At 69.3% G+C, this 23,783-nt stretch carries 27 protein-coding genes, 1 tRNA gene and 1 pseudogene; 7 read left to right on the forward strand and 22 right to left on the reverse strand.

Annotated elements, in window-relative coordinates; translation table 11 throughout:
• The 5 genes and pseudogenes from ABGB14_RS47610 to ABGB14_RS47630 all read right to left on the reverse strand — a co-directional run.
• A pseudogene (locus tag ABGB14_RS47610) lies at positions 1 to 643 on the reverse strand (DNA-directed RNA polymerase subunit beta); the annotation flags it as partial.
• 435 nt (positions 644 to 1,078) lie between these two features.
• Positions 1,079 to 1,576, reverse strand: coding sequence for a hypothetical protein (locus tag ABGB14_RS47615; RefSeq protein WP_347650501.1), 498 nt, complete (start codon positions 1,574 to 1,576; stop codon positions 1,079 to 1,081).
• Entirely contained in the window at positions 1,573 to 2,073 is a 501-nt protein-coding gene (locus ABGB14_RS47620; protein WP_347650502.1) for a hypothetical protein, read from the reverse strand. The genes ABGB14_RS47615 and ABGB14_RS47620 overlap by 4 nt, the downstream gene beginning before the upstream one ends.
• A gap of 207 nt (positions 2,074 to 2,280) precedes the next feature.
• Positions 2,281 to 3,282: an ABC transporter ATP-binding protein gene (locus tag ABGB14_RS47625; RefSeq protein ID WP_347650503.1), complete on the reverse strand. Its 1,002-nt coding sequence runs from the start codon at positions 3,280 to 3,282 to the stop codon at positions 2,281 to 2,283.
• 89 nt (positions 3,283 to 3,371) lie between these two features.
• Positions 3,372 to 3,962, reverse strand: coding sequence for a TetR family transcriptional regulator (locus ABGB14_RS47630; RefSeq protein WP_347650504.1), 591 nt, complete (start codon positions 3,960 to 3,962; stop codon positions 3,372 to 3,374).
• 85 nt (positions 3,963 to 4,047) lie between these two features.
• On the opposite strand from ABGB14_RS47630, the gene ABGB14_RS47635 reads away from it, so the two are divergent.
• Positions 4,048 to 4,512, forward strand: a complete 465-nt coding sequence (locus ABGB14_RS47635; protein ID WP_347650505.1) for a nuclear transport factor 2 family protein — start codon at positions 4,048 to 4,050, stop codon at positions 4,510 to 4,512.
• Positions 4,513 to 4,521: 9 nt separating this feature from the next.
• On the opposite strand, the gene rplL is transcribed toward ABGB14_RS47635, so the two are convergent.
• From rplL to ABGB14_RS47675, 8 genes are all read right to left on the reverse strand, one after another.
• Entirely contained in the window at positions 4,522 to 4,917 is a 396-nt protein-coding gene (gene rplL, locus ABGB14_RS47640; protein WP_132518411.1) for a 50S ribosomal protein L7/L12, read from the reverse strand.
• Between the two features lie 69 nt (positions 4,918 to 4,986).
• Positions 4,987 to 5,511, reverse strand: a complete 525-nt coding sequence (gene rplJ / locus ABGB14_RS47645) for a 50S ribosomal protein L10 (RefSeq protein ID WP_347650506.1) — start codon at positions 5,509 to 5,511, stop codon at positions 4,987 to 4,989.
• 239 nt (positions 5,512 to 5,750) lie between these two features.
• Positions 5,751 to 6,569: an LppX_LprAFG lipoprotein gene (locus ABGB14_RS47650; RefSeq protein ID WP_347650507.1), complete on the reverse strand. Its 819-nt coding sequence runs from the start codon at positions 6,567 to 6,569 to the stop codon at positions 5,751 to 5,753.
• A gap of 251 nt (positions 6,570 to 6,820) precedes the next feature.
• A complete protein-coding gene (gene rplA, locus ABGB14_RS47655; RefSeq protein ID WP_347650508.1) occupies positions 6,821 to 7,540 on the reverse strand; it encodes a 50S ribosomal protein L1 in 720 nt (239 codons plus the stop codon).
• Positions 7,541 to 7,602: 62 nt separating this feature from the next.
• Positions 7,603 to 8,034 carry a 50S ribosomal protein L11 gene (gene rplK, locus ABGB14_RS47660; protein ID WP_347650509.1) on the reverse strand — a complete coding sequence of 144 codons (432 nt, stop codon included), beginning with the start codon at positions 8,032 to 8,034 and terminating at the stop codon, positions 7,603 to 7,605.
• Positions 8,035 to 8,154: 120 nt separating this feature from the next.
• Entirely contained in the window at positions 8,155 to 8,922 is a 768-nt protein-coding gene (gene nusG / locus ABGB14_RS47665; protein ID WP_347650510.1) for a transcription termination/antitermination protein NusG, read from the reverse strand.
• A gap of 81 nt (positions 8,923 to 9,003) precedes the next feature.
• The gene (gene secE, locus ABGB14_RS47670; RefSeq protein ID WP_347650511.1) at positions 9,004 to 9,249 is read right to left on the reverse strand and encodes a preprotein translocase subunit SecE; all 246 of its coding nucleotides are present in this window, start codon (positions 9,247 to 9,249) and stop codon (positions 9,004 to 9,006) included.
• A 78-nt stretch (positions 9,250 to 9,327) separates the two neighbouring features.
• Positions 9,328 to 9,400 (reverse strand) — tRNA-Trp (locus tag ABGB14_RS47675).
• A 178-nt stretch (positions 9,401 to 9,578) separates the two neighbouring features.
• Here ABGB14_RS47675 and ABGB14_RS47680 point away from each other — a divergent pair.
• Positions 9,579 to 10,787 carry a pyridoxal phosphate-dependent aminotransferase gene (locus tag ABGB14_RS47680; protein WP_347650512.1) on the forward strand — a complete coding sequence of 403 codons (1,209 nt, stop codon included), beginning with the start codon at positions 9,579 to 9,581 and terminating at the stop codon, positions 10,785 to 10,787.
• A 56-nt stretch (positions 10,788 to 10,843) separates the two neighbouring features.
• Here ABGB14_RS47680 and ABGB14_RS47685 read toward each other — a convergent pair whose 3' ends face one another.
• Together ABGB14_RS47685 and ABGB14_RS47690 are read right to left on the reverse strand one after the other, a co-directional pair.
• The gene (locus ABGB14_RS47685) at positions 10,844 to 11,395 is read right to left on the reverse strand and encodes a hypothetical protein (RefSeq protein WP_347650513.1); all 552 of its coding nucleotides are present in this window, start codon (positions 11,393 to 11,395) and stop codon (positions 10,844 to 10,846) included.
• 45 nt (positions 11,396 to 11,440) lie between these two features.
• Entirely contained in the window at positions 11,441 to 12,166 is a 726-nt protein-coding gene (locus tag ABGB14_RS47690) for a hypothetical protein (RefSeq protein WP_347650514.1), read from the reverse strand.
• A gap of 92 nt (positions 12,167 to 12,258) precedes the next feature.
• Here ABGB14_RS47690 and ABGB14_RS47695 point away from each other — a divergent pair, with 92 nt between their 5' ends.
• On the forward strand, positions 12,259 to 13,284 hold the full coding sequence (locus ABGB14_RS47695; RefSeq protein WP_347650515.1) for an adenosine deaminase: 1,026 nt from the start codon (positions 12,259 to 12,261) through the stop codon (positions 13,282 to 13,284).
• Here ABGB14_RS47695 and ABGB14_RS47700 read toward each other — a convergent pair.
• Positions 13,273 to 14,145 (reverse strand): hypothetical protein, encoded by an 873-nt coding sequence (locus ABGB14_RS47700; protein ID WP_347650516.1) that lies wholly within the window; start codon positions 14,143 to 14,145, stop codon positions 13,273 to 13,275. The genes ABGB14_RS47695 and ABGB14_RS47700 overlap by 12 nt on opposite strands.
• Complete coding sequence (locus tag ABGB14_RS47705; protein ID WP_347650517.1) at positions 14,132 to 14,671, reverse strand: RNA polymerase sigma factor; 540 nt, start codon at positions 14,669 to 14,671, stop codon at positions 14,132 to 14,134. Before ABGB14_RS47705 ends, ABGB14_RS47700 begins: the two co-directional genes overlap by 14 nt.
• A 124-nt stretch (positions 14,672 to 14,795) precedes the next feature.
• Here ABGB14_RS47705 and ABGB14_RS47710 point away from each other — a divergent pair, with 124 nt between their 5' ends.
• Complete coding sequence (locus ABGB14_RS47710; RefSeq protein ID WP_347650518.1) at positions 14,796 to 15,539, forward strand: methyltransferase domain-containing protein; 744 nt, start codon at positions 14,796 to 14,798, stop codon at positions 15,537 to 15,539.
• 37 nt (positions 15,540 to 15,576) lie between these two features.
• Here ABGB14_RS47710 and ABGB14_RS47715 read toward each other — a convergent pair whose 3' ends face one another.
• From ABGB14_RS47715 to ABGB14_RS47735, 5 genes are all read right to left on the reverse strand, one after another.
• A complete protein-coding gene (locus ABGB14_RS47715; protein WP_347650519.1) occupies positions 15,577 to 16,464 on the reverse strand; it encodes a carbohydrate ABC transporter permease in 888 nt (295 codons plus the stop codon).
• Positions 16,464 to 17,348 carry a sugar ABC transporter permease gene (locus ABGB14_RS47720; protein ID WP_347650520.1) on the reverse strand — a complete coding sequence of 295 codons (885 nt, stop codon included), beginning with the start codon at positions 17,346 to 17,348 and terminating at the stop codon, positions 16,464 to 16,466. Before ABGB14_RS47720 ends, ABGB14_RS47715 begins: the two co-directional genes overlap by 1 nt.
• Positions 17,349 to 17,350: 2 nt before the next feature.
• Positions 17,351 to 18,607, reverse strand: coding sequence for an extracellular solute-binding protein (locus ABGB14_RS47725; RefSeq protein ID WP_347650521.1), 1,257 nt, complete (start codon positions 18,605 to 18,607; stop codon positions 17,351 to 17,353).
• Between the two features lie 203 nt (positions 18,608 to 18,810).
• Positions 18,811 to 20,682: an acyl-CoA dehydrogenase family protein gene (locus tag ABGB14_RS47730; protein ID WP_347650522.1), complete on the reverse strand. Its 1,872-nt coding sequence runs from the start codon at positions 20,680 to 20,682 to the stop codon at positions 18,811 to 18,813.
• 57 nt (positions 20,683 to 20,739) lie between these two features.
• Positions 20,740 to 21,231: a hypothetical protein gene (locus ABGB14_RS47735; RefSeq protein WP_347650523.1), complete on the reverse strand. Its 492-nt coding sequence runs from the start codon at positions 21,229 to 21,231 to the stop codon at positions 20,740 to 20,742.
• Positions 21,232 to 21,388: 157 nt separating this feature from the next.
• Between ABGB14_RS47735 and ABGB14_RS47740 the strand changes: the two genes are divergently transcribed.
• From ABGB14_RS47740 to ABGB14_RS47750, 3 genes are read left to right on the forward strand one after another with little or no spacing between them, the layout of a single operon-like run.
• The gene (locus tag ABGB14_RS47740) at positions 21,389 to 22,516 is read left to right on the forward strand and encodes a sensor histidine kinase (RefSeq protein ID WP_347650524.1); all 1,128 of its coding nucleotides are present in this window, start codon (positions 21,389 to 21,391) and stop codon (positions 22,514 to 22,516) included.
• Positions 22,513 to 23,190: a response regulator transcription factor gene (locus ABGB14_RS47745; protein WP_347650525.1), complete on the forward strand. Its 678-nt coding sequence runs from the start codon at positions 22,513 to 22,515 to the stop codon at positions 23,188 to 23,190. Before ABGB14_RS47740 ends, ABGB14_RS47745 begins: the two co-directional genes overlap by 4 nt.
• A 27-nt stretch (positions 23,191 to 23,217) precedes the next feature.
• Entirely contained in the window at positions 23,218 to 23,679 is a 462-nt protein-coding gene (locus ABGB14_RS47750) for an Lrp/AsnC family transcriptional regulator (protein WP_347650526.1), read from the forward strand.
• Positions 23,680 to 23,783 lie beyond the last annotated feature (104 nt).

Here is a 23,783-nt window from a genome sequence, read left to right on the forward strand (position 1 = left end):
GCTTGCGCTTGCGGTCGATGCGCACACCGACGCTGTCGCGCTTGTCGATCTCGAACTCCAGCCAGGCACCCCGGGACGGGATGACCTTGCAGCCGTACAGATCCTTGTCGGACGTCTTGTCGACGTTACGTTCGAAATAGACGCCGGGCGAACGGACCAGCTGCGAGACCACGACACGCTCGGTGCCGTTGATGATGAACGTGCCCTTCGGCGTCATGAGCGGGAAGTCGCCCATGAACACCGTCTGGCTCTTGATCTCACCGGTGGTGTTATTGATGAACTCCGCCGTCACGAACATCGGGGCGGAGAAGGTCATGTCCTTGTCTTTGCACTCGTCTACGGAGTACTTCGGCGGCTCGAACCGGTGGTCGCGGAACGACAAGGACATGGTCCCCGAGAAGTCCTCGATCGGACTGATCTCTTCGAAGATCTCTTCGAGACCCGACTGGGTCGGGACGTCCCTGCGCCCGGCCTGGCGAGCCGCCTCTACCCGGGCCTTCCACTTCTCGTTGCCGAGCAGCCAGTCGAACGACTCGGTCTGCAGAGCGAGAAGGTCAGGAACTTCGAGAGGCTCCTGGATGCGCGAAAATGACACGCGACGGGGACCAGCGGGTACGGCGGAGGCGTTGCGCGAGGCTGCCAACAGATGTCCTTCCGAGGGCTCGCGGCGGACTGACTACACGCACGCCAGACAACCTCGCAACGTGAGCAAGCATCGCGGGTCGTCAAAGGGCAGCGCAAAGGGGCAGTGTAGCCGAACGGCACACGCCTGTCCACTTCACTCTCGCTGCATGCTCCACGTTGGTCGCAGCATCGCCCGTTCAGGCGGATACGTCAAGCCCACAAGCGCGACTTTTAGCCGACTAGGGGCCCGGACGCTGGGTTTTCTCCCCTGTGTGACCGATCGCCTACCGCCAGGCCCAAGACGATACCCGCGAACGGGGGCGGTTAACGCTCTGTCACACCGAGGGCCGAACCCATGCCGGCAACCGGTGTAGCTGTGACTGAGGTACCCCTGGCATTGACCGCACTAAACCTGTTTTTTGATAACAATTGAAGGAAGCGGCGCGCCGGGGGGTCAGGCGGTCCCGAGCAGGGTCGACAGATCGGCCACCAGCCATCGGGACTCTTGCCGAACCATCACCAACCTTGCCCGGTTCTGTGTGAACCCTTGCTGGGGCCCGTCCTTGCCGGAGCTCTCCTTGACCGTACCCGTGTTCACGACGAGCAGAACCTCCACCCGGTCGGGTTCTGCCCGCTCGACGCCGGCCCCCGCCACGGACACGGTCTGAATGATTTTCTGGGCCTTCGCCCTGGACGCCAGGCTCGTCGCCAGCTGCCCGTAGTACGTGGTCAGTCCCCCCGTGGTGTGCTCCTTCGCGCGCGCCAGGTCCTTGTCCACCGTCCGGTAGTCGTACGAGAGCAGGTCAGGCGCCACCCTCTTGGCGGCGGACAGCGCCTCCGCCGCGGCCTCGTCCGCGGCGCGCAGGGAGCGCAGATCGAACCACATAACCGGGACCAGCACCCCCGCCACGGCCACCAGGAGGCCGAGCAGCGCGATCGTGAAGATCCTCACGCGACCTGCACCACCTTAGACACCAGCCAGGCGCCGCCGGTCCTGGTGACGTCCATCGACCACCGGTAGTAGCGCTCCTGCGGCGGGTTGTCGGAGCCGTCCCAGCGGATCTCCACGTCGGCCACGACCAGCACCTTCGCGACGGCCCCCGTCAGCGAGACCAGCCCGGTCGCGCGCAGGACGCCGTGCTGGACGACCTTGTTCGCGACGGTGGTCGACCGGAGCTTGCCGGCGTCGGCCTCGTATTCGGCCCTGGCCGGTCCGGTGGAGGTGTCGAGGATGCGCTTCATGTCGTCGTCGACGGTGCGGTGCCCGAGCGAGATGAGGTTGATCGCGTGGGTGCTCGCCGCCTGGAGCGCGGCCTGCTTGTCGTCCGCCCTGGCCTGCTCGTCGCGCGTCTGCGCGGCGAGCCACACGCCCGTGCCCACGAGCGCCACCAGCACCCCGCCGAGTGCCGCCATGAGGATGCGAGCGGGCCGAACCGCGAGCCCTGCCACGACGCGCTCACCCCTTCCACGGCCGGTCGCCGGGATCATAACCTGGCATTCGCGCGTGGAGCCCCTCAACCAACCGAGGCGGCATTTCACCAGCTCATGACGAGCCAGCCGAAACCCCGTGAATGCCCCTGGCCGGGCCTGAGAGCCCCGCTGAGGCGTCGACGACGCACATCGCCTGTCGAGAGTGGTGGCCCCGCCGCCTGTGCGCTATCTGGCGCCGTGGAGGTGGGAGTTGACCAGGCGCGGATACTCCTCCAGCCAGTTGCGGCCGCGCTCGTCCACGAACGAGCCCTGCGGCGGGATCACGCCGTTGGCCGCCAGCCACGTGCCGGGCGGCCGCTGGCTGTTGCGGATCGAGTTGTCGCTCGGCATGAGCTGCGGCGGGATCGGCGGCAGCGCGCCGGGATCGTGCCCCAGTAGCGCCTCGGCCTCCAGCTCCGAGACGTCCTTCTCCTCGGACATGCCGATCGGCCCGTGCTTCCTGGCGTTGAGGAACTGGCGCACCACCGGCTCGTCGCTCGACAACAACATCTCGCGCGGCCCGAACATGACCAGCTCGCGCCTGAAGAGCAGCCCGATGTTGTCGGGGACCGTGCGGGCGGTGTTGATGTCGTGGGTGACGATCAGGAACGTCGCCTCGATCTCGGCGTTGAGGTCGACGATGAGCTGGTTGAGGTACGCGGTGCGCACGGGGTCGAGGCCGGAGTCGGGTTCGTCGAACAGGATGATCTCAGGGTCCAGCACCAGCGCCCTGGCCAGCCCCGCCCGCTTGCGCATGCCGCCGGAGATCTCCCCCGGCAGCTTCGACTCGGCGCCGAGCAGCCCGACGAGCTCCATCTTCTCCATAACGACCGCGCGGATCTGGCTCTCGGACTTCCTCGTGTGCTCGCGCAGCGGGAAGGCGATGTTGTCGTAGAGGCTGAGCGAGCCGAACAGGGCGCCGTCCTGGAACAGCACGCCGAACAACCTGCGCAGCTCGTAGAGCCTGCCCTCGTCGCAGTGGGCCAGGTCGTAGCCGTCGATCCAGATGTGGCCGCGGTCGGGCCTGAGCAGGCCGACGAGGGACTTGAGGAAGACCGACTTGCCGGTGCCCGAAGGGCCGAGCAGCACGGAGATCTCGCCGGGCGGGAGGGTGAGGGAGACGTCCTCCCAGATGACCTGCCGGCCGAACGACTTGGTCAACCCGTCGACCACGACTTCGACGCCCACTGGCCACCTCGGCATTCCGGGGGATGTGGCCCCACGGTAACGGCGATCCGCCTGATGTGAACCCGATCCGGCGACTTGTTACGGGCCGGTTATGAGACGTCGGGTCCAGTAAGCGCGCGCAGGCTGGGACGGAGCAGCCGGGCGATCTCCTCCGGCGGCACCCCGCGCAGCTCGTCGAGCTCGAGCAGCTGGTTGCCCACGGTCACGCCGACCATGACCGTCATGATCAGCGCGGCGCGCAACCGCGCGTCCTCGCCGGGGATGGACTCCGCGAGCCGGTCGATCTGCGCGCCCAGGACCTGCCGCGCCGACGCGGCGGCCTCGGGGTGCGTGAGCATCGACCGCATCATGGCCAGCGAGCCCTGCGGCATCTCGCCCAGCTTCACGCCGAGCGTGCCGAGCAACCGCTCGACGAGGCCCTCCGCACCCTCGCCTTGGCCCTCGCCCTCGCCCTCGTCCGTGCCGGAGGCCGCCGCCCCGCGCACCGACTGCTGGAAGAGCTCCTGCTTGCTGCCGAAATATTGCATCACGAGGGCGGGGTCGACCTCGGCCGACCTGGCGACGGCCCTGATCGTGGCGCGCTCGTAGCCGACTTCGGCGAACAGCGCCCTGGCCGCGTCGAGGATCCGCCTCTCGGTCCTGCGCCGCCTCTCGGCCCGGGGTAGCACTCTCTCGCCCATCGACCCGACTCTACTCGCGTTGACCGACCCTCCCCTTTCGCTCTACGCTCGTTGAGTCAACGTACGTTGAGCGAAAGGCTCGATCATGTCCATCGAAGAGATCGTCACGGGCTACCACACGGCGATGCTGCACAAGTCCCCGGACGAGCTGGCCGGCCTCTACGCGGAAACCGGGCTGCACGAGTTCCCGTTCGGCGGGCTGCCGCCGTTCAGGGGCCGCGAGGAGGTCCGTACGGGCTACCGCGACATGTGGGACCGGATGCCCTTCGCGGTGCGTGAGGTGCGCCGGCGTGCCCTGCGGCGTACCGACGACCCGGAGGTCGTGGTGGTGGAGCAGGACGCCGTCGTGGAGGTGGGCGGGGAGCTGGTCGCGGTTCCCGGCCTGCTGGTTCTCCGGATCAGGGACGGCGAGATCGTCCACACCAGGGACTACATGGACACCAGCGCCGTCACGCGGGTCCGGTCGGCGGGAGCGCCCCCGGAGACGCGAAAAGAGGCGGACGCACCCGGCACCAGGGTGCAGCCGCCTCTTTCCGTAGAGCGAGCGTGAAGGGGGAAGTTACTTCACGGTGACGGTGGCGCCGGCGCCCTCGAGGGCAGCCTTGGCCTTCTCCGCCTGCTCCTTGTTGACCTTGCCGTCGAACACGGGCTTGGGAGCGCCGTCGACCAGGTCCTTGGCCTCCTTGAGGCCCAGGGACGTGAGGGCGCGGATCTCCTTGATGACCTGGATCTTCTTGTCACCGGCGGCCTCGAGGACGACGTCGAACTCGTCCTGCTCCTCGGCGGCGGGGGCCTCGGCACCGGCGCCACCGGCGGCGGGGGCGGCGGCGACCGCGACGGGCGCGGCGGCCTTGACGTCGAAGACCTCTTCGAACTGCTTCACGAACTCGGACAGCTCGAGGAGGGTCATCTCCTTGAACGCGTCGAGCAGCTCGTCGGTGCTGAGCTTCGCCATGATGGTTTCCTTACGTTAGGACGTGCTGAGAACTAGGAACGGGACCGCGGAGTTGCGGCAACCCCCGTGTTACTCGCCGGCCTCTTCGCGCTTCGCGCGCAGGGCGTCGGCCAGCTGGGCCATGTTGGTCGGCAGCGCGGCGAACATCGCGGCAGCAGCGCTCTGCTTCGCCTTCATGGCGCCGGCCAGCTTCGCGAGGAGGACCTCGCGGGACTCGAGGTCGGCAAGCTTGGTGATCTCGGTGGCGTCAAGCGTCTTGCCGTCAAGGACGCCGCCCTTGATCACCAGAAGGGGATTGGCCTTGGCGAAGTCACGCAGACCCTTGGCCGCCTCGACAACGTCGCCGTTGACGAAGGCGATCGCGGTCGGACCGGTGAGCAGGCTCTCGAGGCCCGCGAGACCGGCCTCGTCGGCCGCGATCTTGGTCAGGGTGTTCTTCGCCACGGCGAACTTCGCATTCTCACCGAGAGAGGTGCGCAGCTCCTTGAGCTGCGCGACGGTGAGACCGCGGTACTCGGTCAGAACGGCGGCAGCGCTGCCCTCGAACTCGTTCTTGAGCTCGGCAACCGCTGTCGCCTTATCCGCCCTCGCCATGGGCCTCCTTCCAGATGTGCCACCGGCGAAGGCCCCTCGACATGAGAACAGCCCCGAGCGCAGGGCGCACGGGGCTCACGCACACGGATCACACCATGTGGGAAACTCGCATCACACCTGCGCGGGCCGTCCACATGATGTGGATCCTTCGGCCGCCAGGCTTTGAGGCACCTGACGACGACCGGCGGTCTTCGGCACCGACCAGACTACGTGCTGGCGGCCGAGTTTCCAAATCGTTCTCAGCTGGTCTTGCCCTTGGGCAGCTCACCCACCTGGTCCGCGGGCGGAGCGTCGATGGAGACCGGCTCGTTGAACCCCTTGAAGAACAGGGTGGCGTCGAGCGTGCCGCCCTCCTTCGAGCCGTTCAGGGTCAGCTTGCGCGGCAGGCCGTCGGCGGCCACCCAGATGTCGAACTTGACGTCCTTCAGCTCCGCCAGGCCCGTCCTGGCGTTCTCCTGCTTGTCGGCGGGAAGCTGCTGGACGGCCGCGTCGACCGGGAAGGTGCCGCTGTAGTGGGTGGTGTCCTCGCCGTTGACGCTCTCGTTGCCGACCGACTTCACGTCCTGCGAGGCCGTGATGAGCTTGGTCATGTTGCCCAGGTCGAACTGCTGGATCTGGGTGAGCACCTGGTTGACCTGGCTGGAGTCGGCCATCCCGCTGAGCGGGACCTTGATCCACGGCTTGGTGGCGCCCACGAGGTCGTTGAGTGCCTCGACCTTGACGTAGACGGTGTCGCCCTGGAGGACGGCGCGCGCGCCACCCGGCAGGCTCCTGCCTCCCATGTCGGCGGTGTCCAGGGTGAGGTCCACGGCGAGCTGGGGCTTGCTCTGGTAGAGCATGCGGCCCTGCACCTTGCCGGTCCCCTCCTGGGGATGCGTCACGTTGACGACGGCGTCGACGGTGTAGCTGGTCACCTCCGCGGTCTTCTGCGCGGCCTGCGAGAGGACCTCCGAGGCGGCCAGATTGACCTGGATGGGCTGGGCGTTCGATCCACAACCGGCGACCGCTGCCACGACGAGCGCGGCGCCGGCCGCGGAGAGACTTATGCGCTTCAGCATGTTTTGACCTTACGTTTAAGTTCCGCCGCCGTGGCGCCTTCCCCCGAGAACTAAGGGAAAACCCAGGGTTAACCCTCACAGACCCCACACATCTTCTCCACAAGTGGTGCCCCGCCGCCCGGCATCCCACGCCTCGACGGCACCGCCCCCGCGCACGGACCTCGGAGCTCCGGGAAGGCTCGTAACGGCGGCAACGACGAAAGAGCCCCGCCCTGAACAGGGGCGAGGCTCTTTGCGAGGAGTGCGGAAGGTCAGGCCTCCAGGTCGGCGGTGAGGCCGCGGGTGACGTTGGGGTCGACGGGAACGCCGGGGCCCATCGTCGTGGAGAAGGTCACCTTCTTCAGGTAGCGCCCCTTGGCCGCCGACGGCTTGAGACGCATCACCTCGTCAAGGGCGGCGGCGTAGTTCTCGACGAGCTGGCGCTCGTTGAACGACGTCTTGCCGATGACGAAGTGCAGGTTGGCCTGCCGGTCGGTGCGGAACTCGATCTTGCCGCCCTTGATCTCCGTGACGGCCTTGGCGACGTCGGGCGTCACGGTGCCGGTCTTGGGGTTGGGCATGAGACCACGCGGACCGAGCACGCGGCCCAGGCGGCCGACCTTGCCCATCAGGTCGGGCGTGGCCACGACGGCGTCGAACTCGTTGAGCCGGTTGCCCTTGGAGATCTCGTCGATCAGCTCGTCGGCGCCGACGATGTCGGCGCCCGCCTCGCGGGCTGCCTCGGCACGGTCACCGGTCGCGAAGACCAGGACCCGGGCGGTCTTACCGGTGCCGTGCGGGAGGTTGACCGTGCCGCGCACGATCTGGTCGGCCTTACGAGGGTCGACGCCCAGCCGCAGTGCGACCTCGACGGTGCCGTCGAACTTGGTGGGCGACGTCTCCTTGGCCAGCTTCGCGGCGTCGGCGGGCGAGTAGAGCTTGTCGCTGTCGACCTTGGCGGCCGCGTCTTTGTACGCCTTGCTGCGCTTCATGTCTTGTGACTCCTGAGTGGTCCGCGGGCCCGCTGGGCCCTCCCACGAACGGGAAAAGGGTGTCAGTCGGCGATCGTGATGCCCATCGACCGGGCGGTGCCGGCGATGATCTTCTCGGCCGCCTCGACGTCGTTGGCGTTGAGGTCGGGCATCTTGGTCTCGGCGATGCTGCGCAGTTGCTCGCGGCTCAGCTTGCCGACCTTGTCACGGTGCGGGACCGCGCTGCCCTTGTCGATGCCGAGAGCCTTCTTGATCAGCTCGGGCGCCGGCGGCGTCTTCGTGATGAAGGAGAAGCTGCGGTCTTCGAAAATGGTGATCTCAACGGGGATGATGTTGCCCCGCTGGGCCTCGGTGGCAGCGTTGTACTGCTTCACGAAGTCCATGATGTTGACGCCGTGGGGACCGAGGGCGGTGCCCACGGGCGGCGCCGGGGTGGCCTGACCGGCAGGCAGCTGCACCTTGACCAGTGCGGCGATTTTCTTCTTCGGAGGCATGTGTCCTTCTCCGGGTCCTGATTGCGATGCTTGCCGGACTGCGGATGCAGCCCTGACATGTCGGAAGGCCACCCCTCGCGACAGGGCGGCCAGCCGAACGTCTAAGTGTAGGTGATCGTCCTAGATCTTCGAGACCTGGTTGAACGAGAGCTCGACGGGAGTCTCACGGCCGAAGATCGACACGAGCACCTTGAGCTTCTGCGACTCGGGGCTGATCTCGCTCACCGAGGCGGGCAGCGTGGCGAAGGGGCCGTCCATGACCGTGACCGACTCGCCGATCTCGAACTCGACGGTCGGGCCCGTGGTCGTCTTGGCCGCGGCCTTCTTGCTCTCCTCGGTCGGCTCCGGCGCCAGCAGCTTGGCGACCTCGTCGAGGCTGAGCGGGCTGGGCTTGTTGGACAGGCCGACGAAGCCGGTCACCCCGGGCGTGTTACGGACGGCGGCCCAGGACTCGTCGGTCAGCTCCATGCGCACCAGCACGTAGCCGGGCAGCACGCGCTCCTTGACCGGCACCTTCTTGCCGCTCTTGAACTCCTGGACGGTGTGCGTCGGCACCTCGACCTGGTAGATGTAGTCCTCCATGTTGAGCGAGACGTTGCGGCTCTCGATGTTGGACTTCACGCGGTTCTCGTAGCCGGCGTAGGAGTGGATGACGTACCACTCGCCGGGCAGGCCGCGCAGGGAGCTCTTGAACTCCTCGACCGGATCGACCTCAGGAAGAAGAGCAGCATCGTCCTCGACGGCGGAAGCCTCGGCATCGGCTGCCTCGTCGCTCTCCGCGACCTCGGCCTCGGAGACGGCCGACTCGGCGGCCTCCTCGGCAGCCTCTTCCAGCTCGTCGCCCCACTCGCCGCGGGGCTCCTCGGCCGGAACTGAAGACTCGGACACGGTGACTCTTCCTCTTTCGTCTTGTCGTTTGCTCTCGTATCGAATGGCGACTCCGTCAGACGACACCGGCCGGGCTCTCGATCAGGCTCCGCCGAAGATCCGCAGAACCAGCCATCCCAGGGCGCTGTCGAGCCCGTAAACGATCGCAACCATGATCAGAACGAATATCAGAACGACCGTCGTATAGGTGATGAGATCCTTGCGTGTCGGCCAGATGACCTTGCGGAGCTCGTTGACGACCTGCCGATAGAAAAGGGCAGGTGAAGTGCGTGTCTTCTTTTCGCCACCCGGCTTGCCTGCGGTCTCGCCGCGCGTGTCGATCGCCACAGTCCTCACCTGAATCAGTCGTATCCAACGCAGTTTTGCGGCGCGCTTACACGCCCATTATTGCGCGGACCGCACTCGCAGGGCACGAGGGACTCGAACCCCCAACCGCCGGTTTTGGAGACCGGTGCGCTACCAATTGCGCCAGTGCCCTATGTCATCGACCAGACTACCCTGATCGACTCACTGCCTGGACCGAACCGCTCGCCGACATGCGGCGGAAGGACCACGCGAAAGCATACGGGGGAATGCCTGCCACGTCGAACCAAATCCTGATGGCCCAGGTCACGCGGGCGTGTGGCCTGCGAAGTGCCCCGTGGGAGCATGGACGCATGTCCACCCGATCCCGCATCTCAGCGAGAATTTCCGCGATCTCCGAGTCGGCCACGCTGGCCGTCGACGCCAAGGCCAAGGCCATGAAGGCGGCCGGACGCCCCGTCATCGGCTTCGGCGCGGGCGAGCCCGATTTCCCGACGCCCGGCTACATCGTCGAGGCGGCGATCGAGGCGGCCCGCGACCCGCGCTTCCACAAGTACACGCCGGCCGGCGGCCTGCCCGAGCTCAAGCAGGCCATCGCCGACAAGACCCGGCGCGACTCCGGCTACCAGGCCGAGGCGTCGCAGGTGCTGGTCACCAACGGCGGCAAGCAGGCCGTCTATCAGGCGTTCGCGACGCTGCTCGACCCCGGTGACGAGGTCCTCGTCGTGGCCCCCTACTGGACGACCTACCCCGAGGCGATCAAGCTGGCCGGGGGCACACAGGTCAGCGTCGTGACCGACGAGTCCACCGGCTACCTCGCGAGCGTCGAGCAGCTCGAGGCGGCGCGCACCGAGCGGACGAAGGCGCTGCTGTTCGTCTCGCCGTCCAACCCGACGGGCGCCGTCCACTCGCGCGAGGAGACGGTGGCGATCGGCCGCTGGGCCGCCGAGCACGGGCTGTGGGTCGTCACCGACGAGATCTACGAGCACCTCGTGTACGGCGGCGCCGAGTTCACCAGCATCGCCACGGCCGTCCCCGAACTGGGCGACCGGGTCGTGATCCTCAACGGCGTGGCCAAGACGTACGCGATGACCGGCTGGCGCGTGGGCTGGCTGATCGGCCCGTCCGACGTGGTCAAGGCGGCGACCAACCTGCAGTCGCACGCCACCTCCAACGTCTCCAACGTCGCCCAGATGGCCGCGCTGGCCGCGGTTTCGGGAGATCTGTCCGCAGTGGCGGAGATGCGCGCGGCGTTCGACCGGCGCCGCCAGACGATGGTTCGGATGCTCAACGAGATCCCGGGCGTGTTGTGCCCGGAACCAAAGGGGGCGTTCTACGCGTACCCCTCTGTAAAGGAGCTGCTCGGCAAGGAGTTGCGCGGCCACAGGCCCGCGTCGTCCGGCGAGCTGGCCGAGCTGATCCTGGAGGAGGCCGAGGTCGCGGTGGTGCCCGGCGAGGCGTTCGGAACCCCGGGATATTTCCGGCTGTCCTACGCGCTGGGCGACGACGACCTCGTCGAGGGCGTCAGCCGGCTGGGCAAGCTGCTGGCCGAGGCCCGCTGAGTCCACCGTTCACCGGACCACTCACCGGGTCACTCACCGCGCAACCCGCGCGCACGTCACTGGGCCACGCTCTGCGCGATCTCGGAGGCGAGCGGCCTGATCTCGTCGGCCAGGCCGGGTGTCGCGGCGATGTAGATGGCGGTGCCCGGCCGCTCCAGCCACATGAAGTTGCGCAGGCCGTTGCGCGTGGTCCAGTGCAGCGCCGGCCTGCCCCAGTACGCGCTCAGCGTCGACCTGGGCACCAGCGTCACGAACTGCTCGGCGGTGCGCACGCCGCACACCACGCCGACGTACAGGCGCTCGTCGTTCTGCAGCCAGGCCAGGCCCCTGACCTTGGTCCGGCGCCGGAGCGACTCGAGGCGGTTGAACGAGCCCGCCCGTGCCAGGCCGGCGGGCGAGGCGGGAATGTGCACCTCGGTCGATCCGCAGGCCAGGGCGATGGTCCGGCGCTGGGTGTCCGGTTCGGGGCGCGGCGACGCCGAGAGCGCCGACCGGCTGCCCGCGTCGGTGCCGGGGTCCGTCGGCGGCACCTGGCCGGCGAGGGCGTCGCAGGCGGCCAGCCCCGGCATGAGCCCACACACGAGGAGCACGGCTGCCGTACGCCGCATTGACCAACCCCCCATGACGTGAGTGCATATGCCGGGCAAAGGCTTTCAGTCTCCTACAGGAGCCCTGGCCGAGGTCGCAATAGTGAGCAGTTCACCGGCAAGAGAGTCGCTGACCCTGACCCACGCACCGGTGCCCGCCCGTTCCAGCCAGGCGATCATCCGGCCGCCCTTCGGGTGCTCGCCCACCACGGCGGGCCTGCCCCGCACGGTGATGGCGCGGGCGTTCAGCACGGCGACCCGCTCGCGGTAGCGCGCCCAGCCGGCCGCCACGGCGCCCTGCTCGACCCGGGCCTCGACGACGTCACCGCCCGCGCTCCACCTGGCCCAGCGGCCCTCGACGCCCGGCTCATGCCCGATCGCTCCGCCGCCGGAGCGCGCCAGCCCGGCGGGCAGGTAGGTGAGCCACAGGTCGCCGGAGATCACCGCGAGCGCGGGCGCCACGGCACGCCTGGCGGGAACGGCCGCCGCCGCCGCGGCCCGGTCCTCCGCCGCGGGCGTGGGCGTGCGGCCCTCCGCCGCGGTGATCCGGTCCTCCGCCGCGGGCGTACGGTTCTCGGTCGCGGGCGTACGGCTCGCCGCGCCGGGCACGGGCGTACGGTCCGCCGTTGGGGGCGGTGCGGGAACGGGCTGCGGTGTCTCCACGGCGGCCCGCGGGGGGCGTCCGAACCCTGAGGAGAAGAGACCGTAGATGATGAGGGCCGCCGCCGCGAACGCCAGCGCCGCCAGCGCCGTGCGCCATCCCTGCCTGCCGGCCCGCGCCTCGGGGATCATTTCTCGATGATCCCCCGTGAGGTCTCCCCCGTACCGCGTGTTCCCGCAGACTCCTGCCGCGATCTTTTCGGCCCTGGTGGCAAAATATGCGGATGCCAAGGCCCCTGCACGCGCTTCCCAAGGCCCATCTCCACCTGCACTTCACCGGCTCGATGCGCCACTCGACGCTGATCGAGCTGGCCAGGGAGCAGGGCCTGCACCTGCCCGACGCGCTGGAGCAGGACTGGCCGCCGAAGCTGCGGGCCACCGACGAGCGCGGGTGGTTCAGGTTCCAGCGGCTGTACGACATCGCGCGGTCCGTGCTCAACCGGCCGGAGCACGTCTACCGGCTGCTGGCCGAGACCGCCGAGGACGAGGTCGCGGCCGGGTCGCGGTGGCTGGAGATCCAGGTCGACCCGTCGGGTTACGCGCCGCGGTTCGGCGGGCTGACGGCCACGCTCGAGCTGATGCTCGACGCGGCGGACCGGGCGGCCGAGCACGCCGGGATCGGGATCGCCGTGATCGTGGCGGCCAACAGGATCCGGCATCCGCTCGACGCGAACACGCTGGCCAGGCTCGCCACGCAGTACGCCGGCAAGGTGGTCGGGTTCGGGCTGTCCAACGACGAGCGGCGGGGTGCGGCGCGCGACTTCGAGCGGGCGTTCAGGATCGCCAAACGCGGCGGGCTGCTGGCCGTGCCGCACGGCGGCGAGCTGATGGGGCCGCGCAGCGTGGCCCAGTGCGTCGACGACCTGGGGGCCGACCGCGTCGGCCACGGGGTGCGGGCGGCCGACGACGAGTGGCTGATGCAGCGGCTGGCCGACCGGCAGATCTGCTGCGAGATCTGCCCCTCGTCCAACGTGGGGCTCGGGGTGGCCGAGCGGGACGCGGACGTGCCGTTGCGCCGGCTGTTCGACGCGGGGGTGCCCATCGCCCTGGGAGCCGACGACCCGCTGCTGTTCGGCACGCGGCTGCTGCGCCAGTACGAGCTGGCCAGGGAGGTGCACGGCTTCAGCGACGCCGAGGTGGCCGAGCTGGCGCGGCAGTCCGTACGGTCGTCGACGGCTCCTGAGTCGGTGCGCAAGGAGTTGCTGCAGGGTGTGGACGAGTGGCTGACGAGCTCGCCCTCACCCGAGTGACGTGGCGACGGCGACCGCCTCGCCCACGTCGCCGGCGCCTTCGAGCCGGTAGTTGAGCGTTCCCTGCTGCCAGACGAGGGTGGGGGCCGCCTGCCGCAGGGGCACGTGGGTGCCGTCCTGGCGCCTGATGTAGCCGAGCGGGTGCTCCCCGGGCAGCCACCAGGCTTCGTACGCGCCCACCATGACGCGGTCGGGCCACGGCGGGCCGAGCTGCTTGTAGAAGTACGGCCCCACCGTGCCGCTGAACTGGTCGAGCCGCACACCGCCCGGCCAGTACATCGACACCACCCTGCCGTGGTCGGCGACCGTGACGCGCTGCGGCTTCCCGAGCCTGGCCGGAACCCTGACCGCGAAGTCCACCAGCTCGGGGAGATCGGCGAGGGACGCCGTCCGCTCGGCGGGCAGGGGCGTCCGGGTGGTGACCGGCTCGGGCGGGGTGTCGCCGAGCTCCACCTCGACTCCGGCGAAGCGCAGGATCGTCGCCACGGCGGCGCGTCCTTGGGGGGTGGCGGCGGTGACGGCGAGGACGGCCACGACGACGGCGGTCACGACCTTCCACCGCGCCCGTCTTCTCCCCGGGGGCCGCCGTCCACGTCCCGCCGCCTCCCGCCGGCCCGCCACCTCCGGTGTCCTGGAGCGCTCGCCGGCGGGCCGGTCCAGGGCGGGCGGCTCGGTGGCGCGCGGGTTCGGGGTGGGCGGCTCGGTGGCGCGCGGCTCGGTGACACGCGGTTCGGGGGTGGGTTCGAGGCGGGCGCGTACGGCGGCGGCGACGTCGGAGGCAGGCAGGCCGGGGACGTCGATGCGGTCGCCGAGCGCCAGCAGTTCGGCCTCGAGCTCGTCGTACGGCTCAGGCGAGTTCATCGCCCACCCCCTTCCTCAGCCGGGCCAGCCCGCGGTGGGTGCTGGACTTGACGGTGCCGACGGGCCAGCCGAGCACCTGCGCGGTCTCCGCCTCGGTCAGCTGTAGGAAATACCGGCAGACCACGGCCTGGCGTTCCCGTTCTGGGAGGTCGCGCACCGCCGCGAGGAGCCGCGTGCGCCGGTCGGCGGCGACGGCGGCGCCCTCGGGGTCGTCGGGCGCCGCCGTGCCGGCGGTCGCCCCGAGCCGGAGTGCCAGCTCTCCCCTGCGCCCTCGCGACCGGGTCAGGGTGTGCGTCTCGTTGGCGACGATGCGCAGCAGCCACGGGCGGAACGGCGCGTCCCTGCGGAAACTCGCCAGGTGCCGGTACGCCTTGACGAACGCCTCCTGCACGACGTCCTGGGCTTCGTCGCCCGCGCCCAGCATGACGGCGGTACGGTGGGCGAGCGCGCTGTAGCGGGTGACCAGCGCTTCGTAGGCGGCCAGGTCACCGGTGAGCGAGCGGGCGATCGCCTCGTCGTCGTCCATGGCGGCTCAGATTCCATCGCATCCTGGCGGCGCGCGGAAGGGTGTTTCGCTGTTCAGGTGAACGTGGCCGTTGATCGGGGCATTAGACTCGGGCAATCCATCAGCCCCTAGAAGGAACGGGATTATGTCTTCTGGGTATGACCGTGTAGTACAACCGGCGGCCGGTGACGAGGCCCTGGAGAACCACCTGGGTGGGGACGAGGCCAAGAACTATCGGCAGTACGAGTTCGACATGGTCGCCCCGCATGTCGGGCGTTCGATGCTGGAGATCGGCTCCGGGCTCGGCCACTTCGCCGAGCAGTTCCTGCCGCGGCTCGACCGGCTCGTCGTGAGCGACTTCGACCCCTACTGCGTCGAGCAGCTGGAGAAGCGTTTCGCGGACCGTGACGAGATCGATGTCCTGCAGTTCGGGCTGCCCACCGACATCCCGCTGGAGAACAAGGTCGACACCGTCGTCATGATGAACGTCCTCGAGCACATCGAGGACGACGCCGAGGCGCTGCGCTCGCTGGCCCGCGTGACGCTGCCCGGCGGGCGGATCATCATCTGGGTGCCCGGCTACATGCAGCTTTATGGTGACTTCGACCGCAAGGTGGGGCACGTCCAGCGTTACACGCCCAAGACGCTGGGCACCGCGGTCGCCAAGGCCGGGCTCGACGTCGAGGTGCTCAAGCCGATCAACTTCCTGGGCGGCATCGCCTGGTGGGCGGCCGTGCGCCGGGGCGGCGTCGGCTATCCCGACCCGCGCCTGGTCAAGGTCTACGACCGCACGGTGGTCCCGCTGACCCGCTTCATCGAGCGTTTCGTCCGCCCGCCGTTCGGCCAGACGGTGTTCTGCGTCGCGCGGGTGCCCAAGCCCAAGCAGTGACGGCGAGGCCGGCCGCGGGTGGCGGCCGGGCCGCGCGTCACTTGATGGACCCGGCGGTCAGCCCGCCGACCACCTTCCGTTCGATCAGCGCGAAGAGGATGATCACGGGGATGGTGGCGATCACGGAGCCGGCGAACAGGTTCTGCCAGTCGACCTGATACTGGCCGATGAACGAGTTGAGCGCCACGGTCAGCGGCTGGTTCTCCGGGGTCGTGGTGAGGGTCAGCGCGACCACGAACTCGTTCCACGCGGCGATGAACGTGAAGATCAGCGCTGTGATGACGCCCGGCAGGGCCAGCGGCAGCGTGATCCTGAACAGCGCGCCGAACCGCCCGTTGCCGTCGATGAAGGCCGCCTCCTCCAGCTCGCGCGGGATCGAGGCGAAGTACGCGTTCAGGATCCACACCGCGAACGCCAGGTTGAAGCCGCCGTTGACGAGGATCAGCGACCAGATCGAGTCGACCAGCCCGAACTGGAAGAACTCGCGGTAGATGCCGACCAGCATGGCGGTGGGCTGGAACATCTGGGTGATCAGCACGAGGATCAGGAACGCCGTGCGCCCCCTGAACCTGTGCCGCGCCGAATAGTAGGCCGCGGGCAGCGCCACCAGCAGCACGAGCACCGTCGAGCCAGCGGCCACCTTCAGCGTCACCCACAGATTGCCGGCCAGGCCGCTGGTCCAGAAGTTGGTGAGGTTGGACCACACCCACTCCTCGGGCCAGAACGACACCTCGCGCAGCGAGTCCTGGGAGCGCAGCGAGGTGAGCAGCATCACCACGTACGGGAACAGGAACAGGAACGAGATGACGTACGCGGCGGCCGCGACGATCACGGTCTTCAGCTTCGGCATGCGGCGCGGCGCTCCGCGATCGGGCCGGACGTGGGGGCGGGGCCTGGTCCGCGGCGCCATGGTGTTGACGGCCATCACGTGACCTCCTTGTTCCAGCGGGAAACCTTGAGGAAGATCACGGTCAGCACGATCACCATGCCGAAGTTGACCACGGACATGGCCGCCGACTCGCCGATGTCGGAGCTCTTGAGGATGAACATGAAGATGGTGGAGGTGGCCGTCGAATAGCCGGGCTGCCCGTGGGTCATGGCCCAGATGATCGGGAAACTGTTGAAGACGTTCATGACGTTGATCAGGGCCGCCACGGTGAGCGCGGGGCGCAGCAGCGGCAGCGTGATCGACCAGTACGTCCGCAGCCGGCCCGCGCCGTCCATCCTGGCCGCCTCGTAGACGTCGGACGGGATCGTCGCCAGGCCGGCCAGCAGCGCGTACGTGGTGAACGGCACCGACACGAACACCGCGACGAACACCAGCCACGGCATGGCGGTGGAGGCGTCGCCGAGCTGGTCGGCAGCCGCCCCGCCCATCGCGTCGATCAGCCCGAGCTTGACGCGGATCTGGTTGATCACGCCGACCTCGGGGTCGAGCATCCACTTGAAGATGATCGCCGTCATCAGCACCGACGCGGCCCAGGGCGCGATCAGCGCCCATCGGGCGAGCTTGCGCAGCGGGAAGTGCTGGTTGAACAGCTGGGCCAGGGCCAGCGAGATCAGCACGGTGAGCACGACGACCGCGACCACCCAGACCACGCTGCGGACCATGATGTCGGCGAAGTCCTTCTCGCCGACCAGCTTCTCGTAGTTCGCCAGGCCGTTGCCGCCCTGGACGATGCCGAACCGGCTGATCTTGAGGAACGACGACCTGATCATCTCGATCACGGGCCAGAGCACGACCAGCACGATCAGCAGCACGGCGGGCCCGACCCACGCGAGCGGCTCCAGGGCACGCAACCTTCTCATGATTAGCCGGCCGCTTCGGCCGTCTTCTGGAGCTCGCCGAGAACCTTGGCCGGGTCGTCCTTGACGGCACCGCCGATGGTCTGCTTGATCGCCGGGTTGACGACGGCCCACTTGGGGTCCTGGAACGGGTAGAAGCTGGCGTTCGGCAGCGCGTCGAGGAACGGCTTGAGCTTCTCGTCGCCCGACAGCTTCTCGATGCCGCCGTTGGTGACGGGCAGCAGCTTGTACGTCTCGGAGATCTTCTGGGCGGCGTTGCCGGTGTAGAAGAAGTCGAAGAACTTCTTGATCTCGGCGGCGTGGCCGTTCTTGTTGAACGCCATGATCCAGTCCATGACGCCGAGGGTGGTGTCGAGCGGGCCGGTCTTGCCGGGGATCGGCACGACGCCGTAGTTCTCCAGCCCGGCGGCGTCGAAGATCGGGATGGACATGGGGCCGCCGTTGACCATGCCGACCTTGCCGGCCCCGAAGTCCTCCCAGACCGTCTTGCGGTCCTTGGTGCCCGGGTTGGGAGTCGTCAGACCGGCCTCGACCAGGCCCTTCATGTAGGTGAAGGTCTCGACGTTCTGCGGCGAGTCGATCGTCCACTTGCCGGAGGCGTCGGTGTAGCCGCCGCCGTTGCCGAGCATCCACAGGAACGACTCGGCCTGGGCCTCCTCCTGGCCGAGCGGCAGGCCGAACGGCTGCGTGACGCCGGCCTCCTTGAGCTTGCCCGCGGCGGCCTTGAGCTCGTCCCACGTCTTCGGCGGCTCCTTGACGCCGGCCTTGTCGAAGAGGTCCTTGTTGTAGAACAGGGCGCGGGCGGAGGAGACGAACGGGATGCCGTACTGCGTCCCGTCGACCTTGCCGAACTCGGCGAACTTCTGCAGCATGTCGCCGGAGACGTTCGGCGAGAGCACCTCGTCCACCTTGTGGAGCAGGCCGTCCTTGACGAAGCCGGAATAGTCGCCGGTCTGCAGGATGTCGGGCACCTGACCGTTCTGGATCATGGTGGCGACCTGCTTGTCGATGTCGTTCCAGTTGATGACCTGGACGTCGACCTTGATGGTGGGGTTGGCGGCCTCGAACTCGTCGACGACGCCCTTCCAGAACGTCTCGCCCGAGTTCGGCTTACCGGGGCCGTCGCCGTAGTCGGCGGCGACCATCTTCAGCGTGACCTGACCGTCGCCCGACTCCTGGGCACCGCCGCCGGATCCGCAACTGGACAGGACCAGCACCGTGGCGAGGCCGAGAACGGCGCCGCCCGCAAGCTTCGTCTTCACTGGAGATACCGCCTTCTCGTCGGACGGGTGACGCTGGTCCGTACCAGCCAACGGACCCCGCCCAGGGGTTGGGGGGCGCGCGAGCCACAGCTCCACGCGTTTGCGTCACTGTAAGCCTGGGTTCAGCAACCGGTCTATACCGGCTCGTATCAGTTCGGCAACACTCAGACCCGAGAAAGCTCACATCCGGTCTAGACCGGATGTCAGAGGATTTTTCTCCGTACGTTCTCCCCGCCCTCCGGCGCGCCGATCCACGGCCCCTCGATGGACGGGTCGAGCACGCCCTCCTCCAGGAAGTCGTAGCGGCCGTCGAGCACGTATCCGGCCAGCCGCACGTCCTGGTGGTCGCTGTTGTCCCAGAGCCGCTCGAACAGCGCGGCGACGCGGTGCCGCGCCTGGTGGCAGAAGGTGTCGGCGAGCTCGTAGGGGCGCTGACCCAGGTCCTTGGAGTCCTCTTCCGCCTTGACGCAGGCGGCCGTCATGGCGTACAGCTCGGCCCCGATGTCCACGATCCGGCCGAGGAAGACCTGCTTGTGCTCCAGCCCGCCCTGCCAGCGGGACATGCCGTAGAAGGTGGACCGGGCCAGCTTCCTGCTGGTCCGCTCCACGAAGCGCAGGTGCGCGGAGAGCGGGCCGAAGCCGGCGTACGCGGTGGGCAGGTTGCCGGTGCCCGCCACCAGCGTCGGCAGCCACGTGGCGTAGAAGCGGCCGGCCCGGCGCAGGGCCTGTGCACGCTCCTGGCGGGAGGCGTCAGGGTTGATCAGCTCGCCGGCGGCCGACAGGTGGGCGTCCACCGCCTCCCGCGTGATCATCAGGTGCATGATCTCCGACGAGCCCTCGAAGATGCGGTTGATCCGGGAGTCGCGCAACATCTGCTCGGCGGGCACCCCGCGCTCGCCGCGGGCGGCCAGCGACTCGGCGGTCTCGTAGCCGCGCCCGCCCCTCATCTGGACCAGCTCGTCCAGCGCCTGGTACGACAGCTCGGAGGCGAACAGCTTGGCCAGCGCCGCCTCGATCCTGATGTCGTTGCGCTGGTCGTCGGCCATGCGGCTGGTGAGCTCGCAGACGGCTTCGAGCGCGTACGCGGTTGCCGCGATGAAGGCGATCTTCGTGGCCACCGCCTCGTGCCTGCCGACCTCGCGCCCCCACTGCACACGCTCGTTGCCCCACTCGCGGGCGATCTTGACGGCCCACTTGGTGTTGCCCGCGCACGTCGCGGGCAACGACAGCCGGCCGGTGTTCAGCGTGGTGAGGGCGATCTTGAGGCCCTGCCCCTCCTTGCCGATCAGATTCTTCGCCGGCACCCTGACCTGGGAGAACTCGGTGACACCGTTCTCGATGCCGCGCAGGCCCATGAACCCGTTGCGCCGCCGGACCGTGATGCCCGGCGAGTCGGCCTCGACCACGAACGCGCTGATCTTCTTGCCGGTCCTCGCCATGACCACGAGGAGGTCGGCGACGACGCCGTTCGTCGTCCACAGCTTGACGCCGTCGAGCACGTAGTCGTCGCCGTCACGCACAGCCGTGGTCGACAGGCGGGCCGGGTCGGAGCCGACGTCGGGCTCGGTCAGCAGGAACGCCGAGATCTCCCCCCTCGCGCACCTCGGCAGGAACTCGCGCTTCTGCTCCTCGGTGCCGAACAGCTTGAGCGGCTGCGGCACCCCGATCGACTGGTGCGCCGACAGCAGCGTGGCCAGCGCGGGGCAGTACGAGCCGACGAGCATGAGCGTGCGGCAGTAGTACAGGTACGGCAGCCCGAGCCCGCCGTACTCCTTGCCGATCGTCATCCCGAACGCGCCGAGTTGTGCCAGCCCTTTGACCACCTCGTCGGGCACCTGCGCGGTCCGCTCGATGAGCGCGGGGTCGACCTCCGCGTCCAGGAAGCGGCGCATGGCCCGGACGAACTCCTCGCCCCGCCGGGTCGCGTCGCCGGGCAGCGAGGGAACCGGATGCACCAGGTCCAGCCGGAAGTCTCCGAGGAAGAGCTGCTTGGCGAAGCTGGGCCGCGTCCACTCCGTCTCGCGCGCCTGCTCGCCGACCTCTCTGGACTCCGCGTACTTGGCGTGCTCGGTCATGGAACCTCCCGGCGTTGGGCCGTCCTGTGGTAGGAGTACTGCCCGGCCTGCCGGCGTCTATCGCGCCTTCTCGTACGACGAACGCGCCCATGGGCGGCGGAACACCGCCAGGGAGATCAGCAGCACGATCGCCAGAATCGCCGCCCCGCCGTCGGTGACCGCCGTCGGCAGGATGCCCGCCGGGCCGTACAGGTCCAGGCTGGCCTGATAGACCTCCGGCGGGATCATCCCGAACGGCCCCGCGGCCTGCCCCAGGTTCACCGCGAGCACGACCCAGAACACCCAGGTCCAGCCGCGCGGCGCCAGCAGGCCCAGCGCGTTGCCGGCGATGAACGCGACCCCCACGCCGCGCAGGAACGCCAGCAGGCCGGGAGCCGCGGCGGCCGCCTCGGCGGGGCTCAGCCCGGCCAGGCGCATGCTGTGCTCGATCATCTCCAGATTGATGATCAGGAAGTTCTGCAGCGCGGTGCCCGCGGTGAAGACGGCCGACGCCGCGGCGGTGAGGATCTGCAGGCGGCGCGTCCAGGGTGTGGGAACGTCTCTCGTCATGCCGTCAACGCTGGCGACGCGCGGCGGGGAAATCGTCCTGCCGGCGAAGGCGTCGCGCGTACTGCCGGGGAAGGCTTCGCGCCGGCGGCGGCGCTCGCGTACTGCGAGGGAAGTACGCCGGGCCGCCGGCGGCGCGCGGCTCGGCTAGCGTGACGGGATGACCAGGTGGACGACGGACGCGGCCGTCGCCGCTGCCGTGGCCGCCGGGCTCGTCGCGGGCAGCCTGGCCGTGGCCAGGACCGGCGAGCAGCGCGCGCTCGACGTGCTGGGCTGCGCGCTGCTGCTGGCCGCCGCGCTGCCCCTGGCCTGGCGGCGGGCGCGTCCGGTCACCGTGGCCGTGGCCTCGGCGGCGGCCTGCGTGGCCTACTACGCGCTGCTCTATCCGGGCATCTTCGCCGCCGCGCCCGTGCTGCTGGCCGTCTACACCGTGGTCGCGCTCGGCCGCCTGCCGGAGGGCGTGGTCGTGGCGGTGGCCTTCGACGCGGCTCTCTACCTCGCCGTCGCGGTGCCGCACGGCGCCTACGCGGTGTTCGACGGCGTGTGGTGGACCGCCGGGTTCCTGGCCGCGGTCGTCGTCATCGGGCAGATGGTGGCGACCCATCGGGCCTACCTGCGCGAGGTCGAGCTCCGCGCGGCCGAGGCGGAGCGGACCCGGGAGGAGGCGGCGCTGCGCAGGGCCGGCGAGGAACGGTTGTGGATCGCGCAGGAGCTGCACGACACGCTCACGCACACCATCTCCGTCATCAACGTCCAGGCAGGGGCCGCCGCGCACCTGCTCGCCCAGGGTGACCCGGCGCCGGCGGGCGACGCGCTGGCGGCGATCAGGGCGTCGAGCCAGGACGCCATGCGGGAGCTGCGCGCCACGCTGGGGGTGCTGCGCCGGGTCGACGACGGAGGCGATCCGGGGCTGGCCAGGCTGCCGGCGCTGGTCGAACGGGCGCGGCGGGCCGGGCTGCCGGTCACGTACGAGGTGCTGGGCGAGCCCAGGCCGCCGGCCGAGGGGGCCGACCTGGCCGCGTACCGCATCGTGCAGGAGGCCCTCACCAACGTGCTCAAGCACGCGGGCACGCCCGCCACCCGCGTGATCGCCGAATATGGCGGGGGTACGGTCACGCTCCGGGTGACGGACGACGGGGAGCCGGTGGACGGGAGGCCGGGGCACGGGATGGGGCTGATCGGCATGCGGGAACGCGCGGTGGCGGCGGGAGGCTCCCTGTCGGCGGGCCCCCTGCCGGGCGGCGGGTTCCGGGTCGAGACCGAGCTGCCGCTGGCGGGTCCGGCATGATCCGCGTGCTGCTCGCCGATGACCAGCCGCTGATCAGGGGCGGGTTCAAGGCGATGCTCGACGCCGAGCCCGACATCTCGGTGGTCGCCGAGGCCGGCGACGGGGCGCGGGCGGTCGAGCTGGCCCGTGCGGAGCTGCCCGACGTGGCGCTGATCGACATCAGGATGCCGCTGCTCGACGGCATCGCGGCGACCCGGCGGATCGCCGCCGACCCCGCGCTCGCGGCCGTTCACGTGGTGATGCTCACCAACTACGCGCTCGACGAGTACGTCTTCGCGGCTCTGCGCGCGGGAGCCGGCGGCTTCCTGGTCAAGGACATCGAGCCCGCCGAGCTCATCCAGGCCGTCAGGGTGGCCGCCAGGGGCGACGCGCTGCTCGCCCCGGCCGTGACGCGCGGGCTGATCGAGCAGTTCGTCGCCACGCCGCCGCGACCGGTCGCGCCGCCCGCGCTGGACGCGCTCACCGCCCGGGAGCGCGAGATCATGACGCTGGTCGCCGCCGGCCTGTCCAACGACGAGATCGCCGAACACCTGACGATCAGCCACCTCACCGCCAAGACCCACGTCAGCAGGGCCATGACGAAACTCGGCGCCCGCGACCGCGCCCAGCTCGTCGTGTACGCCTACGAGTCGGGCCTGGTCACCCCGGGGCGGCGGGCGGAGGGCGGGCGCTGAGGTTGCGGCGGTGGAACCATCAGGGTCATGGACGAACTCGACTCGGCGATCGTACGGCTGCTGCAGACTGACGCGCGGCAGTCCAACAGGGAGCTGGCGCGCCGGCTCGGCGTCGCGCCCTCGACGTGCCTGGAGAGGGTCAGGGCGCTCACCCGCCGCGGCGTCATCCGCGGCTACCACGCCGACATCGACCCGGCGGCGCTCAACCGCGGCGTCCAGGCCATGGTGTCGGTGCAGGTGCGGCCGTTGAGCAGGGCGGTGATCGAGGAGTTCAAGACGTCGGCGGCCGGCATGCCGGAGGTGCTCAGCGTGTTCGTGCTGGCGGGGGGCGATGACTTCCTGCTGCACGTGGCCGTGCAGGACCTGGACCACCTGCACGCGTTCCTGCTGGACAGGCTGAGCAAGCGCAAGGAGATCGTCGGGTTTCGCACGTCGGTGGTGTACCAGCAGGTGCAGAAGACCATTCCGACGCCGCTGCCTCCACCGTAAACCCGACCCAATTCCGGAAAATGCCCGTTTTATATGGATATGCGTTTCCTTATCCCCCTCTCGGGCACGGGGGGACCGTCCGGCCACGTACCGGTCACCCCGAG

This window comes from Nonomuraea sp. B10E15, from assembly GCF_039871615.1.
Taxonomy (GTDB): Bacteria; Actinomycetota; Actinomycetes; order Streptosporangiales; family Streptosporangiaceae; genus Nonomuraea.

Excerpts from the sequence above, each read along its gene's own strand:
- ABGB14_RS47650 (WP_347650507.1), bottom strand. The coding sequence starts at position 6,569 with ATGCTGAAGCGCATAAGTCTCTCCGCGGCCGGCGCCGCGCTCGTCGTG.
- ABGB14_RS47635 (WP_347650505.1), top strand. The coding sequence starts at position 4,048 with ATGTCCATCGAAGAGATCGTCACGGGCTACCACACGGCGATGCTGCAC.
- ABGB14_RS47710 (WP_347650518.1), top strand. The coding sequence starts at position 14,796 with ATGTCTTCTGGGTATGACCGTGTAGTACAACCGGCGGCCGGTGACGAG.
- ABGB14_RS47685 (WP_347650513.1), bottom strand. The coding sequence starts at position 11,395 with ATGCGGCGTACGGCAGCCGTGCTCCTCGTGTGTGGGCTCATGCCGGGG.
- ABGB14_RS47715 (WP_347650519.1), bottom strand. The coding sequence starts at position 16,464 with ATGGCCGTCAACACCATGGCGCCGCGGACCAGGCCCCGCCCCCACGTC.
- ABGB14_RS47705 (WP_347650517.1), bottom strand. The coding sequence starts at position 14,671 with ATGGACGACGACGAGGCGATCGCCCGCTCGCTCACCGGTGACCTGGCC.
- ABGB14_RS47630 (WP_347650504.1), bottom strand. The coding sequence starts at position 3,962 with ATGGGCGAGAGAGTGCTACCCCGGGCCGAGAGGCGGCGCAGGACCGAG.
- ABGB14_RS47740 (WP_347650524.1), top strand. The coding sequence starts at position 21,389 with ATGACCAGGTGGACGACGGACGCGGCCGTCGCCGCTGCCGTGGCCGCC.
- rplK (WP_347650509.1), bottom strand. The coding sequence starts at position 8,034 with ATGCCTCCGAAGAAGAAAATCGCCGCACTGGTCAAGGTGCAGCTGCCT.
- ABGB14_RS47730 (WP_347650522.1), bottom strand. The coding sequence starts at position 20,682 with ATGACCGAGCACGCCAAGTACGCGGAGTCCAGAGAGGTCGGCGAGCAG.
- ABGB14_RS47750 (WP_347650526.1), top strand. The coding sequence starts at position 23,218 with ATGGACGAACTCGACTCGGCGATCGTACGGCTGCTGCAGACTGACGCG.
- rplL (WP_132518411.1), bottom strand. The coding sequence starts at position 4,917 with ATGGCGAAGCTCAGCACCGACGAGCTGCTCGACGCGTTCAAGGAGATG.
- rplA (WP_347650508.1), bottom strand. The coding sequence starts at position 7,540 with ATGAAGCGCAGCAAGGCGTACAAAGACGCGGCCGCCAAGGTCGACAGC.
- ABGB14_RS47745 (WP_347650525.1), top strand. The coding sequence starts at position 22,513 with ATGATCCGCGTGCTGCTCGCCGATGACCAGCCGCTGATCAGGGGCGGG.
- ABGB14_RS47695 (WP_347650515.1), top strand. The coding sequence starts at position 12,259 with ATGCCAAGGCCCCTGCACGCGCTTCCCAAGGCCCATCTCCACCTGCAC.
- ABGB14_RS47720 (WP_347650520.1), bottom strand. The coding sequence starts at position 17,348 with ATGAGAAGGTTGCGTGCCCTGGAGCCGCTCGCGTGGGTCGGGCCCGCC.
- ABGB14_RS47735 (WP_347650523.1), bottom strand. The coding sequence starts at position 21,231 with ATGACGAGAGACGTTCCCACACCCTGGACGCGCCGCCTGCAGATCCTC.
- rplJ (WP_347650506.1), bottom strand. The coding sequence starts at position 5,511 with ATGGCGAGGGCGGATAAGGCGACAGCGGTTGCCGAGCTCAAGAACGAG.
- ABGB14_RS47680 (WP_347650512.1), top strand. The coding sequence starts at position 9,579 with ATGTCCACCCGATCCCGCATCTCAGCGAGAATTTCCGCGATCTCCGAG.
- ABGB14_RS47690 (WP_347650514.1), bottom strand. The coding sequence starts at position 12,166 with ATGATCCCCGAGGCGCGGGCCGGCAGGCAGGGATGGCGCACGGCGCTG.
- ABGB14_RS47700 (WP_347650516.1), bottom strand. The coding sequence starts at position 14,145 with ATGAACTCGCCTGAGCCGTACGACGAGCTCGAGGCCGAACTGCTGGCG.